Origin of the sequence: Petrotoga sp. HWHPT.55.6.3 (genome assembly GCF_002895495.1) — a bacterium.
GTDB classification, from domain to species: domain Bacteria; phylum Thermotogota; class Thermotogae; order Petrotogales; family Petrotogaceae; genus Petrotoga; species Petrotoga mobilis.
Map to the genome: position 1 here is coordinate 44,850 of NZ_AZRJ01000001.1, position 17,798 is coordinate 62,647.

17 protein-coding genes and 1 other RNA gene are annotated in these 17,798 nt (G+C 34.2%); 14 read left to right on the forward strand and 4 right to left on the reverse strand.

The window, feature by feature from the left end; genetic code table 11:
- Positions 1–3: 3 nt before the first annotated feature.
- The 4 genes from X926_RS00200 to X926_RS00215 form a co-directional block, all read right to left on the reverse strand.
- Complete coding sequence (locus X926_RS00200; RefSeq protein ID WP_012209292.1) at positions 4–837, reverse strand: carbohydrate ABC transporter permease; 834 nt, start codon at positions 835–837, stop codon at positions 4–6.
- Positions 834–1,703: a carbohydrate ABC transporter permease gene (locus X926_RS00205; RefSeq protein WP_012209293.1), complete on the reverse strand. Its 870-nt coding sequence runs from the start codon at positions 1,701–1,703 to the stop codon at positions 834–836. The genes X926_RS00200 and X926_RS00205 overlap by 4 nt, the downstream gene beginning before the upstream one ends.
- Positions 1,704–1,795: 92 nt before the next feature.
- Entirely contained in the window at positions 1,796–3,061 is a 1,266-nt protein-coding gene (locus tag X926_RS00210) for an ABC transporter substrate-binding protein (protein ID WP_103064500.1), read from the reverse strand.
- Positions 3,062–3,073: 12 nt separating this feature from the next.
- A complete protein-coding gene (locus tag X926_RS00215) occupies positions 3,074–4,144 on the reverse strand; it encodes a substrate-binding domain-containing protein (protein WP_103064501.1) in 1,071 nt (356 codons plus the stop codon).
- A gap of 240 nt (positions 4,145–4,384) precedes the next feature.
- Between X926_RS00215 and X926_RS00220 the strand changes: the two genes are divergently transcribed.
- The 14 genes from X926_RS00220 (at position 4,385) to uvrB (ending at position 17,712) form a co-directional block, all read left to right on the forward strand.
- Complete coding sequence (locus X926_RS00220) at positions 4,385–5,431, forward strand: dipeptidase (protein WP_103064502.1); 1,047 nt, start codon at positions 4,385–4,387, stop codon at positions 5,429–5,431.
- Positions 5,432–5,596: 165 nt separating this feature from the next.
- Positions 5,597–6,160 (forward strand): HNH endonuclease, encoded by a 564-nt coding sequence (locus X926_RS00225; protein WP_012209297.1) that lies wholly within the window; start codon positions 5,597–5,599, stop codon positions 6,158–6,160.
- Between the two features lie 61 nt (positions 6,161–6,221).
- A complete protein-coding gene (locus tag X926_RS00230; protein ID WP_049755301.1) occupies positions 6,222–6,548 on the forward strand; it encodes a hypothetical protein in 327 nt (108 codons plus the stop codon).
- Between the two features lie 126 nt (positions 6,549–6,674).
- Complete coding sequence (locus X926_RS00235) at positions 6,675–8,396, forward strand: ATP-dependent endonuclease (RefSeq protein WP_103064546.1); 1,722 nt, start codon at positions 6,675–6,677, stop codon at positions 8,394–8,396.
- Positions 8,397–8,616: 220 nt separating this feature from the next.
- On the forward strand, positions 8,617–9,579 hold the full coding sequence (locus tag X926_RS00240) for a hypothetical protein (RefSeq protein ID WP_103064503.1): 963 nt from the start codon (positions 8,617–8,619) through the stop codon (positions 9,577–9,579).
- 214 nt (positions 9,580–9,793) lie between these two features.
- Entirely contained in the window at positions 9,794–10,489 is a 696-nt protein-coding gene (locus tag X926_RS00245; protein WP_103064504.1) for a hypothetical protein, read from the forward strand.
- A gap of 31 nt (positions 10,490–10,520) precedes the next feature.
- On the forward strand, positions 10,521–11,111 hold the full coding sequence (locus tag X926_RS00250) for a thymidine kinase (protein WP_012209302.1): 591 nt from the start codon (positions 10,521–10,523) through the stop codon (positions 11,109–11,111).
- 3 nt (positions 11,112–11,114) lie between these two features.
- A complete protein-coding gene (locus tag X926_RS00255; protein WP_103064505.1) occupies positions 11,115–11,939 on the forward strand; it encodes an aldo/keto reductase in 825 nt (274 codons plus the stop codon).
- A 76-nt stretch (positions 11,940–12,015) separates the two neighbouring features.
- Positions 12,016–12,115: signal recognition particle sRNA small type (ffs, locus tag X926_RS00260), an RNA gene on the forward strand.
- Between the two features lie 99 nt (positions 12,116–12,214).
- Complete coding sequence (locus X926_RS00265; protein WP_103064547.1) at positions 12,215–12,892, forward strand: methyltransferase; 678 nt, start codon at positions 12,215–12,217, stop codon at positions 12,890–12,892.
- Position 12,893: 1 nt separating this feature from the next.
- Positions 12,894–13,646, forward strand: coding sequence for an energy-coupling factor ABC transporter ATP-binding protein (locus X926_RS00270; protein ID WP_103064506.1), 753 nt, complete (start codon positions 12,894–12,896; stop codon positions 13,644–13,646).
- Positions 13,637–14,443: an ATP-binding cassette domain-containing protein gene (locus X926_RS00275; protein WP_103064507.1), complete on the forward strand. Its 807-nt coding sequence runs from the start codon at positions 13,637–13,639 to the stop codon at positions 14,441–14,443. Before X926_RS00270 ends, X926_RS00275 begins: the two co-directional genes overlap by 10 nt.
- A 24-nt stretch (positions 14,444–14,467) precedes the next feature.
- Entirely contained in the window at positions 14,468–15,691 is a 1,224-nt protein-coding gene (locus tag X926_RS00280; RefSeq protein ID WP_103064508.1) for a hypothetical protein, read from the forward strand.
- A gap of 44 nt (positions 15,692–15,735) precedes the next feature.
- The gene (gene uvrB, locus X926_RS00285) at positions 15,736–17,712 is read left to right on the forward strand and encodes an excinuclease ABC subunit UvrB (protein WP_103064509.1); all 1,977 of its coding nucleotides are present in this window, start codon (positions 15,736–15,738) and stop codon (positions 17,710–17,712) included.
- Positions 17,713–17,798 lie beyond the last annotated feature (86 nt).

Below are 17,798 nucleotides of genomic sequence, written 5' to 3' on the forward strand. Positions count from 1 at the left end.
CAATTATCCTTTAATTGAACCAGCCTGTATTCCTTGTAAGAGTTGTCTCTGAAAGAATATTATTATTATCAAAATTGGTATCATACCAATTACTATAGCTGCACTAAGTAAACCCCAATCTATACTGTAAAGTCCCAAAAATCTGTACATTGCAACTTGGAAAACAGTCTTACTAGGAGAACTTATTAAGATCATAGGTAAAACAAATTCATTCCATGCAAATCTGAAAGTGAATATGAAAGATATACTTAAACCAGGCCAAGATAAAGGCATTATTACTTTAGTAAATCTTTGCATGGTTGAGGCACCGTCAAGCGCTGCTGCCTCTTCTAAAGAAATAGGGATGGTATCAAAATGATTTTTGAGAATAAAAATATTCAACGGTATTATTAAAACCTGATAAGCAAGAATTACTCCCGCATATGTGTCTAATAAACCCATCCTCTGAAATATCAAATAGAGCGGGATTGTGTTCATAGTTATAGGAATCATAAAAACTCCCATTACTGCAGCTAAAAGTTGCTTTTTTCCTTTGAAGTGGTACCTTGAAAAGGAAAATGCTGCTAATGCTGAAATTATAACACATAGTAAGGTTGCTGGAACCGCTACTATAATACTATTCAGAAAACTTCTCATCATTTGGTCATCTTGAAAAAGAATTTGATAATTTTGAAAGGTCACTTCTTTAGGAATTAAGCTAGGAGGAAATTCTCTTGCTTCCTCCGGTGTTTTCAGTGAAGTAACAAACACCCAAAATATAGGCATTATCGTATAAACAGCAAATATAACAAGAATGATAAATAATATGGCTCTAATTGTTTTATTCTTTTTGGTCATGCCTCCTCACCTCTCAATGCTCGTAGATAAAGGAAAGAAACTGTCAAATTTATAATGAGTAGAACTATTCCTATGGCCGCACCAATAGACAGATTACCTTGCTCAAAACCTTGTTTATACATATACAAAGATGCCGTTGTAGTAGACATTAAAGGCCCTCCTCCTGTCAATACCAACTGAAGATCAAAAAGATTTACACTCCACATAGAAGTAAGGATCAAATTTATCCCTAAAAAAGGTGCCAACAAAGGCAGCGTTATATTGAAAAAACTTTGAAGTGGACCAGCACCATCAATTTTAGCTGCCTCATACAAATTTCTATCGATTGTCAACAACGAGGATTCTTGAAAAAGTATAGAAAACGGCGTACCGAACCATATATTAGCTATCAATAAGGATATCAAGGCCATATTTGGATCTGATATCCAATTTACAGGCTGCATTCCTACTCTTATAAGCAAACCATTTATCAATCCAAAATAATCGTTGTACATCCATTGCCAAGAAAATCCAACAATAGTGGCTGACAAAAGCCATGGAAGTATAAAAAGAACTCTAAAAAATTTAGTTCCCCAAACTCTTTCAATTAAAATCCTGGCTATTAAAAAGCCTATAAAAATTTGAAAAAATACCGATCCTAATACAAAAAAGAGTGTAACTTTTAAAGATTGTAAAAAATATTCATCTTGAAAAATTTTTACCCAGTTTTGGAAACCAACAAAGGGCCAAACGTTGTTTATATTAGTAGTCTTGACATTATGCAATGAAATGCTGAAATTCCAAAATACAGGAAAAATCATCAAAAAAAACATTATGGACAAAGCAGGGAGTAACAATAAAAAAGGCATCCACTTTTTCCTTTGCATTGATTCACCACCTCCGTCTATTCTTCACTAAAAGCAGCCTCCTTTAAAGAAGGAGGACTGCTGTGTTAAAATTTTTACTTTTAAGGAATCCCTTAGAAGATCAAAATTTCTTCAACCTTTTTTGAAGCATTTTTCAGGGCATCCTCTGGAGTTTTTACGCCATAATAGACTTCTTCTATTGCTATTCGCAGTGACTCAGCTATTTGAGGATATTCGGGAATATTTGGTCTTCCTTTCCCAATTGCCACCGCTTTCATAAGATCCTCGAAGAAAGGTATCTCATTTTCAAGAGTCGATTTATAGGGATCTTGTTCGGCTATGGTTTTTTGTGTGGGCAAGTAAACGTATTTAGCCAAAACTGGAGTTAAAACTTCTGGATCAAGCATTATAGTCATCAATTCCCATGCTAACTCGGGATGCTGGGATGTTGAAGGAATAGCTAACAGCCAACCACCCATCATCGTTGAACTTTTCATACCCTCTTCTGGAACTGGAAATCCTGGTATCATACCAATTTGATTGAAATCAAATCCTTCAGGAAATTTCCCTAACAACCAACTTCCTTCGATCATTACGGCAAATCTCTTATCAGCAAATTCTTGGCCCCATTGATGTTGAACTTGTGGCCTTATACCTATCTCTACTTGATCTCTCAAGAAAGTTAGTGCCTTTACCCCTGCCTCGCCATAAAAAGCCGGGTAATACTCTCCATCTTTCTGTTCGAGAATTTCTCCACCATTCATCCATAGATATGGAAACCACATATCAGGTGAATGACTAGCAGCAACCAAATGCATAGGTAATATGCCCTTTTTCATAGTAACAGGAGCTAATTTCTTATAAGCCTCAATGTATCCATCCCAAGTTTTCAGCATTTCGGGATCTACGCCTGCTTCTTCTAACAAATCTTTCCAATACCAAGTTACTCGTGCGTCTGTCCAAGTCCAGATGCTGTAAAACTTGCCATCAAACTTTGAACCGTCTACATTTGCAGGATAAAATTCATCAATCCTTCCCCAAGAGTTAACTTCCTTTGTAATATCTTTTAGAAAACCTGATTGTGCAAACTCTCCCAACCATATTTGATCGACTGAAACTAAATCTCTTGGAGTTTTTCCAGCAGTCAAAGTGATAAGTTTAGACCTCGTATCATCGTATGGAAGTACTTCGTACTCCATAGTGATCTCCATATCTGGATGTCTTTTGTTCAACTCTTCTAAAGCTACTGAAATCAACATGTGCCACCTATCCGCAGGAGCAGCAAATGTTCCAGTTAAAACGACTTTTTCCACTGCTAAAGCCATACTCGAAAAAATAATAACAAATAACACAAAACTCACTAAAAACTTCCTACTCATCTTGATTCCTCCTCACTTGATTTTTTGCCCTGTTGAATCACGCCATACAACTTCAACGGGCAAAGTAATTTTGAAATCCTCGCTATTATTTTCACCCTGAATAATTGAAACTAAATATTTTGCTGCTACCTCACCTATATTTCGTAAAGGTTGCCTTACTGTGGTAAGATTTGGAAAGATACTTTGGGCTATTGGTCTATCATCAAATCCATATAATTTCATTTTTTCTGGTACTGAAAGACCTCTTACTTGCAACGCCGTCAAAGTACTTACCGCTACGATATCGTTACAACAAAAAATAGTATCTACATGGTTCTTCAAACATTTGTCTATAGCTCTGTCCATCTCATTTTTCCCCACTATTTCACTATAAACGGGAATATTATGCTCTTTACAAGCGTCAAACATTCCGTTATATCTTTCTTTCACGGAACTAATAGAAAAATCTTCTTCAGTGAAAAACATTATAGATTTAACCGTTGAATTGTGAATAAGTTCTTTAGTTAAGTTATAAGCACCTAAGTAATTATCAGACTGAACGAGAGGTTTTCTAATATCGTTAACCGTTTTATCTACAAAAACCATAGGAACCTCTTTTTTTAATAACCTTTTGAAGATTTCATCTTCTACCAATTCTTTTGTAGGAAGGATTATATATCCTTTTGGGTTAGAAGAGAGAATATATTTCATTTTTAATTTCGTTATAGCGGAATTAGAATCTATAAACTGAACGAAAGGTTCGTATTCTGTGTTGTGATAAGCCTTCTCAATCCCCGCCAATATCTCAAAAGATAAATATTCATGTGAAATAGGAAGAACAACACCTATTTTGCTTTTTTCTTGCATTGGACTTGAAGAAGGCCCTTTTATTGGGGAGACAAATGTCCCCAAACCTTGAATCCGATAAAGGTAACCTTCAAAAACTAATTTATCCAGTGCTTTCCTGACAGTTTCTCTACTTACTTTAAATTCCTTGGCTAAAGCCTTTTCTGATGGTATCTGTTCATCAGGATGATACGTTCCATTTTCTATATTTGTTATCAAAAACTCCTCTATTTGTTCGTATTTTGGTTTGTTATTCATATTCCTTTACTCCTTATGTACGTACATGTCTAGACATATTATAACAATACAATTAAAATAAACAAAATCCGAATAACGGTAATTATATCCATTTAGAGGTAATTATTTGCGATTAAAGGGATTTTCCTCCATTTTTTAAAGAATTAGAAAAAATTAGAAAAATAATAGTATAATTAAAAAACCTGATATCCCTACAACTGCAACCGCAAAAAAATAACAAAAGATCGAGGAGGAAATATTTTGACTAATTTCAAAGAACAAGCTCATAAAATCTTAGAAGAAAGTCTTGTAATCGATGCACACTTTGATTTACTAATGGATGTAGCAAATCAAAGGAAATATGGGATTCACAAAGTTATAGAAAACGATCATCTCGACAATTTTCGCAAAGGAGGACTAAATGCCGTAGTTTCCTCTTTGTTTATCGAAAGTTTTTTAACCCCCGAAATCTCATTAAGAGAGGCTTTAGACCAAATCAGTTCATTTTACAAGGAATTAGAAGAATCAAGCGATTATTTAATGTTATGTAAATCCTACGAAGATATAATTAAAGCAAAAGAAAGTAATAAAATCGGAATATTTTTATCTTTTGAAGGAGTTGAACCTCTATACAACGATTTAGATTTACTCGATATCTTTTACCGTTTAGGTGTGAGATTTGTCGGGCTGACTTGGAGTAGAAGGAACTACGCTGGTGATGGAAGCAAGTTTCTACCGCCAGACCCCAAGAAAAACTCGAACGGTTTATCTGATTTTGGAATTGATTTAGTTAAAAAAGCTCAAAGCTTAGGTATGGTAATAGATGTTAGCCATTTAAACGACAAAGGATTTTGGCAAATTATCGAGCTTAGTAAAGGACCTATAATAGCTTCCCATTCTGATTGTAGAAAGATAGTAAACTTAGAAAGAAACCTCTCTGATTCACAGATAAAGGCGATAGCAGATACCGATGGAGTAATAGGAATAAACGCCTATAACAAAATCGTATCGAATGATCCGAAAAAAGCCGACGTTGATGATTTAGTTAAACATATAGATCACATTGTAAACTTAGTAGGTATTGAGTATGTTGGTTTAGGATTTGATTTCTGTGAGCACCTAAAAAAATTCAACCCCCAGTTTGTGAACGAACTTAATCCATCTCCATCTTTTCAAGTTTTAGACAACCATTCAAACATTGCATTACTCGTTGAGAAATTACTACAAAGGGGATACGGTGAACAAGATATAAAGAAGATATTAGGAGAAAATTTTTCAAGGGTGTATAAAAAGGTACTAATTCATTAGAAATTTTAAATTAGTAAATTTGAAAAAATTTGGTAAAATAAGAAAGGGAGAAAGCTTTCAAACTCTGTAGATATTGATGTTATTTTTTGTGACTCTGATACAACCCTAGCAGTTGCTGAAAAACTTGATTGAAAGATTTATCAGAGATAAAAGAGGTTTTGGAATATGCCAGATAGAGATGTAAAAACAATACAAGATCTCATATATTATCAATATGCCAAAATTATAGCAAGAAGCGCTTTTTCCATCCCTAATGGAAATATTGCGAAGAAAGAGCATTATGGATTTATAAAAAAGACATTTTTAGAATTAAAAAACGGTGTTAAATCTTGGTCAGAAATTACTCGTGAAGATTGGCAATTTGTGGAATCTTCCAAGGAATGTATATATTGCGGAGCGAAAAGCGATATTCAAAAAGAACATATTGTTCCGAGGTCTTTGCAAATTACCTCCAAGTGTAAAACATGTGACAAAATCCAAGGCATTCACAACCAAGTATGGGCGTGTAAACAATGTAATTATTCAAAAGGCACGAAAGGTCTTTATGAATTCTACAAGGCAAAATTTCCAAATGAAAAGAAATTCTACGACTTAATTCCACCACTATTAGAGAAGAAATACTTAAAGACAATTTATAATTGTCATAAATGTGCTGGAACTCTAAACTTGGGTGATCTAGATGGCGACGGAAAAATAACTGTACTGGATATTGACTTCATACTTCATTGAACTTCTCTAAAAACGGTATTTGTGCCTTTTACGAGCTAATAAAAATATAAACATTGCTTTTATGCCTAAACTTTATCAGGCACAACCTTTAACTGGTTTTAAATATTTACATGGCAGAAAAGGAGACAAAGCGTTTCATATTGGACCTTTGAATGCTCCTGTTACGATGGAAGAAGTGGAAAAGGTGGTTATTGAGTGTAGAGCTAATGATTTCAACAAAGCAGATGTTCTTGGCTGGGAGTGGAGTTATGAAGTTAACGAACTCGCTAAAGCACGAGCAAAGGAAAATGAAGTTGTACTCAAAATCACTGATTTTCAAATCCCACCCACAGGAGAACTTGCACAGATTTCCAGTAAAGTAAAAGACCCAAGAGATCTCATGGATTAATGGGCAATTGATTGGGATTGTGAAGCTAAACATAAAGATGATGAAGCAGGTGAATACCAGATAATGGTTAAGGTGGTGGATGTTTTCGCGAATGGCACGAATAAGGTGTCGGAGGTGAAAAATGAAATGAAGATCAAATCAATAACAATCCATAATTTTCGTTCATTAAAAGACGCTATGCTTGATTTATATGATTACAATGTGCTAGTTGGAGCTAACAATGTAGGAAAATCTAATGTCCTAACAGCATTAAGGATTTTCTATGAAAATGAAAAATACAATGAAAAATTCGACTTTCCAAAATTTCAAACGGATGACAATGAAAGCTGGATTGAAATAGAATATTCGCTGGAAGATGATGAATTTCCCAATTTGAAAAACGAATATAAAAGTTTGAATAACATTCTGAAAGTAAGAAAATATCTTAAATCGGAAGATAAAAATAAAGTAAAAAACAACCAAAGTAACATATATGGTTACGAAAATGGTCACCTTTCAGAAAATTTATTTTATGGAGCAAAGAACATTTCAGAGGCAAAATTAGGATCAGTTATCTATATTCCAGAATTATCCACAACTGATGAAACTCTAAAGTTAACTGGACCTTCCCCTTTAAGAGACGTAATAACCTTTGTTATGAAGAAAGTTGTTAAAACTAGTGAATCTTTTGATAAATTAAATACAGCCTTTGAAGAATTCAATAGTAAATTTAAAGAAGAATCTTCAAAAGATGGTTTTTCATTAGGCAAAATGATGGAAGAAATAAATGATAGTTTAAAAGAGTGGGAAGTAGAATTTAATTTCAATATAAATCCTATAAGGCATGAAGACATAATAAAAAACTTAGTTTCACACTATGTAGTAGATAAGAATTTAGAGGAAAGAATAGATGTTAAATGTCTTGGTCAAGGACTTCAACGACATTTGATTTACACTCTTCTAAAACTTTCTTCACAATATACTGAAAAGAAAACTTACGAAAAAAAAGAATTCTTACCAGAACTTAATCTAATACTGTTTGATGAACCTGAGGCGTTTTTACATCCGGCTCAACAAGAATTTCTTAACACTAGTTTAAAGTCTTTATCCTCTGAAGAGGGCCAACAGGTTATTATAGCGACTCATTCACCAATTTTCATAAGTAAAAACATCGAGGATATTCCAGCATTAATAAAATTAAAAAGGGATAAAGGCATCACGCAGATTTTTCAGGTATCAAAGGATAAACAAAGAAAAATTATTGAGCAAAATAATGAACTGGTACAAATGCTAAAAAATAAATTAGTTGAGAAATCAATTGATCAAGCAATGGAAAATAGCATTAAAAATATTATGGGTAGTACAGAGGATGACGAGAGAATGGAACAGGAAGCAATTCGTTACCTTTTATGGCTTGATTCGGAAAGATGTTCAGCATTTTTCGCGGATATTGTGCTGATATGTGAAGGAGCTACAGAAAAGACATTTATTGACTATCTCATAAAAAACAAATGGAATGATATAAGGAAAAAGAGAATTTATGTTTTGGACGCAATGGGAAAGTTTAACATTCACCGATATATGAATTTATTTAGGGAATTAGGAATATATCATTCCGTTTTAGCAGACAAGGATGAGAACAAAAATGCTCACGAATTTATTAATCAATTTATTGAGAAACAGAAAAACGAGTTTACCAAATCTATAGATTTCTTTGATAAAGATATAGAATCTTTCCTCGGAATTCCACAAAGCACTCGAAGAGACAGAAAACCACTAAATGTGATGTGGCATTATATTAATAACGAAATTGATGAGAAGAAAGTTGATGAATTAAAGGAAAAAATAACAAAATTGATAGGTGAATAAAAATCAAACCGAATGATATTTTACATCCAGAGCTTAAATGCTCTCGCAAGGCATATTTAGCCAACGAATTACGCAAAGTAGTGATTAATACCCACTTTATACCTTCAAAATGCCACATAATATGCGGGTTTAAGAATGTGCCCAAATGCTTGGCTTAGCCTCGCACTTCGCAGGTGCGCAAAAAGATATCTGAAATTACCCTTAAGATAGGAGGTTGAAAATGTTCGGAATAAAAGAATTGAAAGAGAACATCAAAGTAACCGAAACAACGGTTGAATGTCCGGTTAAAGGTTGCAGTGAAAAAGTGAAACGGCAGAGAGGAGTCTTCAAAAGGGAAGAGAGCTTCAGATGCCCAAAGCACAATATCTATATCTCACCATCAACTTTTGAATATCAAAGTGAATTAGACAATCTACTCTGGAAAGATGAGGCTGATTTGGATTTGCTTAATAGAATAAAGAAAGTAAAACGTGAAAGCCGAATCGCGCGAGACAATAGCGAAGATGCAGTTACTTGGAATGTTTTCAGATTTTTGGAGAGAAATAATTTGGTTGAAAGTACTCTAAGTTCTATCATCGGTACCACTTTAAGATCATCTGAAGTAATATATTGGTCATATAGTCAACAAGAGGATTCCAGTTGGTCTGAATTAAACAAAGCCAGAGAAGAATTTGGTGAAGAAATAAAAAGAAGTTCAGAACCAGATGTTATAATCAAAACTGACTCTACAATGTTCTTTATTGAGGCAAAATTGACTGCTGGAAATGAAACAAATCCAGGAAATATTAATGATTCTAAGAAATATAAAACCGGTGGCAATGACTGGTTTTCAAAGGTCTTTAAGTCGGATTTCGAAAAGGTTGCGATAGTTGAGAAGAAATATGAGTTATTACGTTTCTGGTTACTTGGAACTTGGTTAGCAAAACAAGAAGGTTTAAATTTCTACCTTGTCAATCTTGTATTGTCTGAACGAGAGAAAGACATTGAAGAGATTTTTAAAAGACATCTCTATGAAACCCCGAGTAGGAAATTCATTCGTATTACTTGGGAAGATATTTGTCAACAAATCCTAAATAGCGGTTTCACAGGAACAGATAAAAATACAATGATAAAATATTTTGAGAATAAAACCATTGGATATGATTGGAATGGAAAATTACAAAGAGCATTTTCAATACCATGATGACATCAGATAACTTAGCATAAAAGACTCGTAGCCCCAAAAACTCATCCATATTTTTGCTTTGCAAAGACTTCTTTTATGCTGGAAATGTTATGCGAAATTGTTTTGGGGCAGCTTAAATTTATTTATATTATTCACAGATAAAAGAATTATCAAACCATTCCAAAAATATGATAAAATAAAAAAGTACAAAACCATATTAGGGAGTTAAGGGATGCCAGGATATTTAACACACATTATCTTCGGTCATAAGATTTTTCCAAACAGTTTGAAAAATGTGAAGATGTTTAACCTTGGACTGATGGGCCCAGATATTTTTTATTACAATATTTCTGATCCCAAATATCACATTATTGGTGAAACGTTGCATAATGTTGATTTGACAAGGTTAATAAGAGAGATTCAAAAGGAAAGTCCAGAGTATGCCTTAGGTTTATATCTACATTCTTATCTTGATATGAAAATACATCCACGAATCAATATCATAGAAAGAAACACTGGCAAATCACATACTAAAATAGAAACCTTGATCGATGCAGCTCTATTAAAAAAAGAGTGGAACACCACTGTTTTCAGGTTAGACAAGCATTTTTTCCCCAACAAATTACCAGCCAGGTTTATGAGGATCTTTGATGAAGTTCTTTACGAATATTACGAGATAGAAGATGTGAATATTAAAAGCTTGTATGATGTTTTTTTGAAAAATTTTTTCTTCTTATACAAATGGTATCCTATCAAGGCGGTTGCTTCGTATGTGCTCTACGTTGTTTCCGTGGGAAGATTCGATTACAAGGACTATTTTATATTTAGAACCCCTTCCTTGGATATTCTGAATGATTTTGGAATAGAAACATTGTGGAAAGAGTCTTTGAATGAAATTGATCAACTACTATCCGAAAAATTTGATTAAAACTAATGAAAAAGGGATGTGAAACTTTAATATGGCAACAGGTAATTTAGTAGTAATTGTTGGACCTATGTATTCTGGCAAAACTTCCGAATTAATCTCTTTCATTGAAATTTACACACTTGGTAAAAAGAAAATAAAAGTCTTCAAACCTTTGTTAGATAACCGATACAATGAAACTTACATTGTATCCCACTCTAATACATCGGTTAAAGCCATCCCCATCAATAACTCCGCTGAAATTTTGCCTAAACTTGATGGAGACGAAAAAGCGGTTTTTATAGATGAAATTCAGTTTCTAGACGAGCCCCTTAGAGAAGTTGTTGTCGAGATGATCAATTCAGGTAAGGATGTTTATTGTGCTGGTTTGGATTTGAGTTATAAAAATAATCCATTCAAAGTTACTTCACTTTTAATGGCTCATGCAGACACGGTAATTAAAAAGAAAGCCGTTTGCCATGAATGTGGGGAGTATAGAGGTACAATATCTTACAAGATCGTTGAAAACGGTGGAGAAATAGATGTTGGGGGATTTGAAAAATATATCGCCGTCTGTAGAGATTGCTACTTGAAGTTGAATGAAAAAAAACAAAATCAAGATAAAAAACTGAAACAAGGGGGTTGATCTATGAGAATTACAAGCATCTATGATAACACAGAATTAGCCAATAAAGTGAAAATCCCTTGGTTGGGCTATGGGACGTACAAAGCCCATGGAGATGAGTTGATAGAGGGTGTAAAGTACGCTTTAAGTATAGGATACAGATTGATAGATACTGCAGAAATGTACGAAAACGAAGAAGAGATAGGTAAAGCAATCAGGCAAAGTAAAATACCGAGAGATGAAATTTTTATAACCTCCAAAGTATGGAATACGAACCAAGGTTTTGAAAGTACTTTAAACTCTTTTGAAAATTCATTAAAAAGATTGGGAACAGATTATTTAGACTTATACTTAATTCATTGGCCTGTAAGTGGAAGATATATAGAAACCTGGAAAGCTCTTGAAAAGCTGTATAAGGAAGGTAGAGTAAGAGCTATTGGTGTGAGTAACTTTTTAATTCATCATCTCCAAGATATAATAAACAACTGTGAAATTACCCCTATGGTGAATCAAGTAGAATTTCATCCATACTTACTGCAAAGAGATCTTTTGGATTTCTGTCAAAGAAATAAGATACAGCTAGAGGCTTGGAGTCCATTAATGAGAGGAAGAGTTCAAAATATACCTCAGATAGTTGATATAGCTAAAAAGTATAAAAAAACTCCCGCACAAATAGTATTGAGATGGGACTTGCAACATGGGGTGGTAACTATTCCCAAATCTGTACACAAGGAAAGAATAAAAGAAAATGCTGATATTTTCGACTTTGAACTAACAGAAGAAGAAATGAAGATAATAGACAATTTAGACCAAAACAAAAGATTTGGAGCGAATCCCGATGATTTTTAAGGTTAACATAGCTTTTAACAAGATTAATTGATTTTTCAACAATGAAATGATATAATATGAAAGCGTCATTACAGGAGGCTGGGTCCTGCGCAATAGGAACCCGTGAAACTGGTCAGGCCTGGAAGGGAGCAGCCATAAGCGGAGATTTCTATGTGCAGCAGGGTTACCCAGCCATCTTTAATAATTTTGGAGGTACGAATAAATTGACTCAAAAAAAGAAAAATAATAACGAATATGAAGATGTTCAAATATACGGTCCTGAAGATATTGCTTTCATGAAAGTTGACGAAGTAATAAAAAAAGTTAATAACGATCTGAACCCTGTAAAAGAAAAAGAAATCAAAAGAACACCCTCTTTTGAGCATTACTACACCGAAAACCCAACTTCAGAACTAACGGTAAAAGAATTAGTTTTAATATTAAAAAATGGGCATAAGTATCTTTTTAAAGCCCCTTCTGGAGTGTATGGAAAGAAAAGGATAGACAGGGCAAGCATTTTATTAATCGAAAAAGTAGAATTAACAAATGAAAAAGTTTTGGACATGGGATGCGGATATGGTGTAATAGGTATATCCTTAAAAAGAGAGTTTCCGGACATAGATCTGTATATGAGTGACGTAAACAACAGAGCAGTTGATTTTTCTAAGATAAATGCTAAAAACAACAACGTTAACGCTGTGATCAAACAAGGAAATCTATTCAAACCATGGGAAGATAACTACTTCGATGTTATTGTTACCAACCCTCCAATAGTTGCAGGTAAAGAAGTATTACATGAACTAATAGAAGAATCCTATCACCATTTGAATGAAAATGGCAAGATGTATTTAGTTGCTTACCACAATAAGGGTGGGAAAGCATTAGAAAGTTACATGGAACAAATCTTTGGCAACGTAAAAGAGTTGGAAAAATCCGGAGGTTTTAGAGTTTATCTTTCGATAAAGAGGGGCTAAGATGTTTTTTGGATGCAAAAATCTTTCTTTCAGTTATTATGAAAAAAAGGTACTAACAAATATCAACTTGGATGTAAAAAAAGGGGAATTTATCGGTTTAGTCGGGAGTAATGGAAGTGGAAAATCTACGCTTCTAAAGCTTCTATGTGGCATTTTATCTCCCAAAGAGGGAGAAATAATCATCAAAGATCAAAAATTAGATGAACGTAATAGAATAAAGGTAGGTTATATTTTTCAGAACCCTGAAAATCAAATTATAGGTGTCACTGTCGAAGAGGATGTAGCATTTGGGTTAGAAAACATAGGGGTCCCAAGAGAAAAAATGCTTGAAAGGATCGAGTGGGCTCTTTCAACGGTAGGGTTGGAAGGGTTGAACCACGCAGACCCTAATGCATTATCTGGAGGGCAAAAACAAAGGCTTGCAATAGCCTCCATTCTGGCAATGGAACCTGAGATTATACTCATGGATGAACCTACTTCCATGTTAGATCCAAAAGGTCGAAATGAAATCTATAAAGTTATACGCAATCTCAGAGAAATAGGAGAAACGATCATAATTGCCTCTCATCATTATTCTGACCTGGAGCATGTAGACAAAATAATCGCTCTCAACGATGGAGAGATTGTTTATGAAGGGGAGAAAGATCAATTTTACAAAAGTAACGTTATTCAATCTGAACTACCTTTCAACGAAAAAATAAAAAGACAATTTAATGCTGATTTAAAAGAGTTGGTTGATGAAATATGTCGATAATGTTTGAAGATGTAAGTTTTACTTACGCATTGAATACACCTTTTCAAAAGACAGCCCTAACAAATATTAATCTGGAAATTAAAAAAGGGGACTTATGGTTATTCGTTGGACATACAGGATCTGGGAAAACTACATTGATAAGTTTAATGAATGGATTACTTCTACCCCAACAAGGAAAAGTCTTAGTTGAGGGATTATCCACAAAAGACAAAAAGGTCAACATAAAAGATATCAGAAAGAAGATAGGCATAGTTTTTCAATACCCTGAATCCCAATTTTTTCTTCCCACTGTAAAGGAAGAAATAATGTTTGCACCAAAAAATTTTGGGGTTCAACTAAGTGATGATTTACTAAAGTATTATTTAGAGTTGGTAAAGTTACCGGAATCATACCTCGAAAAAAATCCATTCGAACTCTCAGGTGGAGAAATGAGGAAGGTAGCTATTATCTCTGTTCTCTCATATAACCCTGATTATATAATCTTTGACGAACCCACTGTTGGATTAGATTACGTAACAAAAACTTCTATATTCAACCTTATAAAAGAACTTCACAACTTGGGAAAGACCATAATAATATCAACCCATTGGATAGACGAATTCGCCAGTTTGAAACCTAACGTACTGCTGTTAAAAAATGGAGAAGAAGCTTTTAAAGGCAATTTTGACGAATTTGTTTTACTGGATGAAAAAACTCTCTTGGAAGCTGGTATAATATTCAATGAAAAGATGCAATTGTATAAATGTGCTATAAAAACCGGGAAAAAGGAATTGGCTGAAAAGATTTCATCTATTTAAATAAAATTGAGGGGATGATGAAAATTGAAAAGGATTCTGATGTTATCTATTTTTGTTTCAATCTTTTTATTGCAGTTATTTTCTCAGTCTAGTGAAGTTATCGATCTAAGAAGAAGTTTTTTGATTTACACAGAAGGTGATTCCAGTATTGGTTCTTTGTTAGAACAATATTTAAAAAATGATCTCGAAGAACAAGGCAAATATAAGGTATTATCAAAAGATGATCTGTTATTAGAAAATCTTAGAGAAATGCTCGAAAATGAAGATTACATGAAGAAAAATCTAGATGCGGATTTTTTAGTCCATATTCAAATACTTGAAAGCTTTCCTAACTTAGAGAAAACCGAAGAATTAATATGGTGGGAGTACCGTATACTAGCGAAGGTCAACGTCGTCAAAATTTCCACAGGAGAAAACATCTATTCCAAACTTCTTACTTCAAGTGGCACCTCATATATAAATGCTAGTACAAGTGATTTTGAAGCGATATACTATTCAAGAAGATCCGCTGCAAATAATCTTGCTTCGTCTATCGCTACAGAGCTGAACAAACTTTTTAAAATAAGGGCAAACATTGTAGCTAAAGAAAATAAATATGTTCATATAGATGCTGGCAGAAACGTTGGAATAAGAGAAGGTATGATGTTTGAATTTGTAATCACTAAAGAATTGAATGGAGAGTTCTATGACCTTCACGGTGGGAAATTGATAGCCGAAGAAGTCTGGGATAACAACAGTTTGTTAAAGATACTCGAAGCCCCAAAAAATTTCAACTACCGAGATGAAAATGTTTACGTATTAGAAAATCCAACTCTTTCGCCAATAAAGACAATCACAAGAATATATTATGTGAACGAAGGATTTGAAAAAAACGGTGTCGGGTTCGAAGCTGGATTCGATAACTATGAACACTTATATACTGGATTCTCTTTTGTGTTTTTGTTCGATGAAAACACATTTGATGGAGATTTTGATTTCAAATTAGGTTATCTTAACTATCTATCAGAAACGGACGCAACCCTTTTATTGGGGATCTTAGTTGGGGTGAAAAGTGTTACAGCTTCGGATGACGCATCCGCTGTTTACTTTAAACTATCACCAGTTATCGATTATAGTTATTATATAAACGAAACCTCTGGACTATACATAGAAGCGGGATATAATTTCCTATTCCCCATAGAAGAAGTAGGAAATATCGAAACGACAAATGATTTTAAAATCAGTGCAGGATTCACTTTTAGATTCTAATATATTAGAATTTAAAGCAGAGGTTTGATGGAGGTGTGTTTATCATGTTTAAGCTTCGTTCCGAATACGAACCTCAAGGCGATCAACCAAAAGCAATAGAAGAACTCTCTTCTGGGATCAATAAAAATTATAGGTTCCAAACTTTACTGGGCGTTACTGGATCTGGTAAAACCTATACAATGGCCAACATTATTGCAAACGTGAATCGACCAACTTTAGTTCTCTCTCCGAATAAAATCTTAGCCGTTCAACTATACAACGAATTCAAAGAGTTCTTCCCGGAAAATAGAGTCGAATTTTTTATAAGTTATTACGATTACTATCAACCGGAAGCGTACATCCCTTCTCGAGACATATACATAGAAAAAAATGCAGACATAAACGATATTTTAGTTAAAATGAGGCTCTCAACGTTAAAATCAGTTTTAACAAGGAGAGACGTAATTGTAGTTTCAAGCGTCTCAGCTATCTATGCCTCGGGCAATCCCGATGACTTTTCAAACATAAACCTTTATCTGAGAGTGAATGAAGAGTATTCTAGAAGAGAAATCTTAATTAAACTTGGTAAAATGCAATACACAAGGCAAGAAAAAGATTATCTCGGTGGAACGTTCAGATGGAAAGGGGATGTTTTAGAGATATTCCCTCCTTACGAAGATTTTGGAATAAGGGTAACTTTTTTCGATAACGAAGTCGAAAAGATCGAAGCACTTGACGTATTCAACAGAACCATAATAGAAGAATTTGATAAAATTACTATTTATCCAGCGAAAGAATTTGTAACCAGTCAGGAAAAGATTTTTTCAGCTATTGAAAGAATAAATGCCGATCTGCAATCCCAAATAGAATATTTCAAAAGGGAAGGCAAACTTTTAGAAGCTCAACGAATAGAGCAAAGGGTAAAACAAGATTTAGAATTCCTTCAAACATTGGGATACTGTAAAGGGATAGAAAATTATTCAAGGTATTTCGATGGTAGGAATCCTGGAGACTCTCCATGGACACTTTTGGATTACTTCGATGAAGATTTTGTTACCTTTATTGACGAATCTCACATAGCGGTACCACAGTTAAGGGCAATGTTCAGAGGGGACTACGCGAGGAAGAAAAACTTAGTTGACTACGGATTTAGATTGCCGTCAGCTTTAGATAACAGACCTTTAAGATTCGAAGAGTTTTTGGAAAGAACCAATCAAATTATCTTTGTATCAGCTACCCCGGGGCCATTCGAAATGGAAGTATCAGACCAAATAGTTGAACAAATAATCAGGCCTACGGGACTTGTAGATCCAAAGGTTGAAGTAAAATCGACAGAAGGGCAAGTAGACGACTTCATTTCCGAAGTAAAAGAGGTTGTAGAAAGAGGAGAAAGGGCTCTAGCGGTGGTTTTAACGAAGAAAGATGCAGAAATCCTTTCAGACCACTTGAACCTAATGGGCATTAAATCACTATATCTACACTCTGAACTCGATACAATTGAAAGGTCAGAGGTAATAAAAAAAATAAGAAACGGCGAAATTGAAGTAGTTGTTGGTGTAAACTTACTTAGAGAAGGGTTAGATTTACCGGAAGTTTCTCTTGTTGCCATAATGGATGCAGATAGAGAAGGATTTTTAAGGTCTGAAACAACGTTGATTCAAACGATTGGTAGAGCTGCAAGAAACGTTCAAGGTAAGGTATTACTGTACGCCGACCGAATAACGGAGGCGATGAAAACTGCCATCGATGAAACAAACAGAAGAAGAGAAATACAGATTCAATACAATATAGATAACAACATCACTCCAAAAAGTATCATTAAAAAATTACCCGAAGACATGTTTGCACCATTCAAAGATAACGAGGTAAAAGAAGAAGATTATATATTCGCTGTAGAGGAGAACCTCTCTCCGGATGATTACTTGGCTATGCTTGAAGAAAAAATGTACGAAGCAGCCTCCGAATTAAAATACGAAGAAGCAGCGAGGTACCGGGACGAGATCAAAAGGATAAAAAGAAAATACAACATTAAACAAAATTAATTATAAAAAACAAAAGATGGCAGGAGGTAGATGATTCAATCATCCACCTCCTGCCACACGATTGTATGAGCTACTTGGTATTACAC

Bases quoted from the DNA above. Each gene is read 5' to 3' on its own strand.
- X926_RS00200 (WP_012209292.1), bottom strand. From the start codon at position 837: ATGACCAAAAAGAATAAAACAATTAGAGCCATATTATTTATCATTCTT.
- X926_RS00265 (WP_103064547.1), top strand. From the start codon at position 12,215: ATGAAAGTTGACGAAGTAATAAAAAAAGTTAATAACGATCTGAACCCT.
- X926_RS00230 (WP_049755301.1), top strand. From the start codon at position 6,222: ATGCCTAAACTTTATCAGGCACAACCTTTAACTGGTTTTAAATATTTA.
- X926_RS00270 (WP_103064506.1), top strand. From the start codon at position 12,894: ATGTTTTTTGGATGCAAAAATCTTTCTTTCAGTTATTATGAAAAAAAG.
- X926_RS00250 (WP_012209302.1), top strand. From the start codon at position 10,521: ATGGCAACAGGTAATTTAGTAGTAATTGTTGGACCTATGTATTCTGGC.
- X926_RS00205 (WP_012209293.1), bottom strand. From the start codon at position 1,703: ATGCAAAGGAAAAAGTGGATGCCTTTTTTATTGTTACTCCCTGCTTTG.
- X926_RS00235 (WP_103064546.1), top strand. From the start codon at position 6,675: ATGAAGATCAAATCAATAACAATCCATAATTTTCGTTCATTAAAAGAC.
- X926_RS00215 (WP_103064501.1), bottom strand. From the start codon at position 4,144: ATGAATAACAAACCAAAATACGAACAAATAGAGGAGTTTTTGATAACA.
- X926_RS00255 (WP_103064505.1), top strand. From the start codon at position 11,115: ATGAGAATTACAAGCATCTATGATAACACAGAATTAGCCAATAAAGTG.
- uvrB (WP_103064509.1), top strand. From the start codon at position 15,736: ATGTTTAAGCTTCGTTCCGAATACGAACCTCAAGGCGATCAACCAAAA.
- X926_RS00225 (WP_012209297.1), top strand. From the start codon at position 5,597: ATGCCAGATAGAGATGTAAAAACAATACAAGATCTCATATATTATCAA.
- X926_RS00210 (WP_103064500.1), bottom strand. From the start codon at position 3,061: ATGAGTAGGAAGTTTTTAGTGAGTTTTGTGTTATTTGTTATTATTTTT.
- X926_RS00245 (WP_103064504.1), top strand. From the start codon at position 9,794: ATGCCAGGATATTTAACACACATTATCTTCGGTCATAAGATTTTTCCA.
- X926_RS00240 (WP_103064503.1), top strand. From the start codon at position 8,617: ATGTTCGGAATAAAAGAATTGAAAGAGAACATCAAAGTAACCGAAACA.
- X926_RS00275 (WP_103064507.1), top strand. From the start codon at position 13,637: ATGTCGATAATGTTTGAAGATGTAAGTTTTACTTACGCATTGAATACA.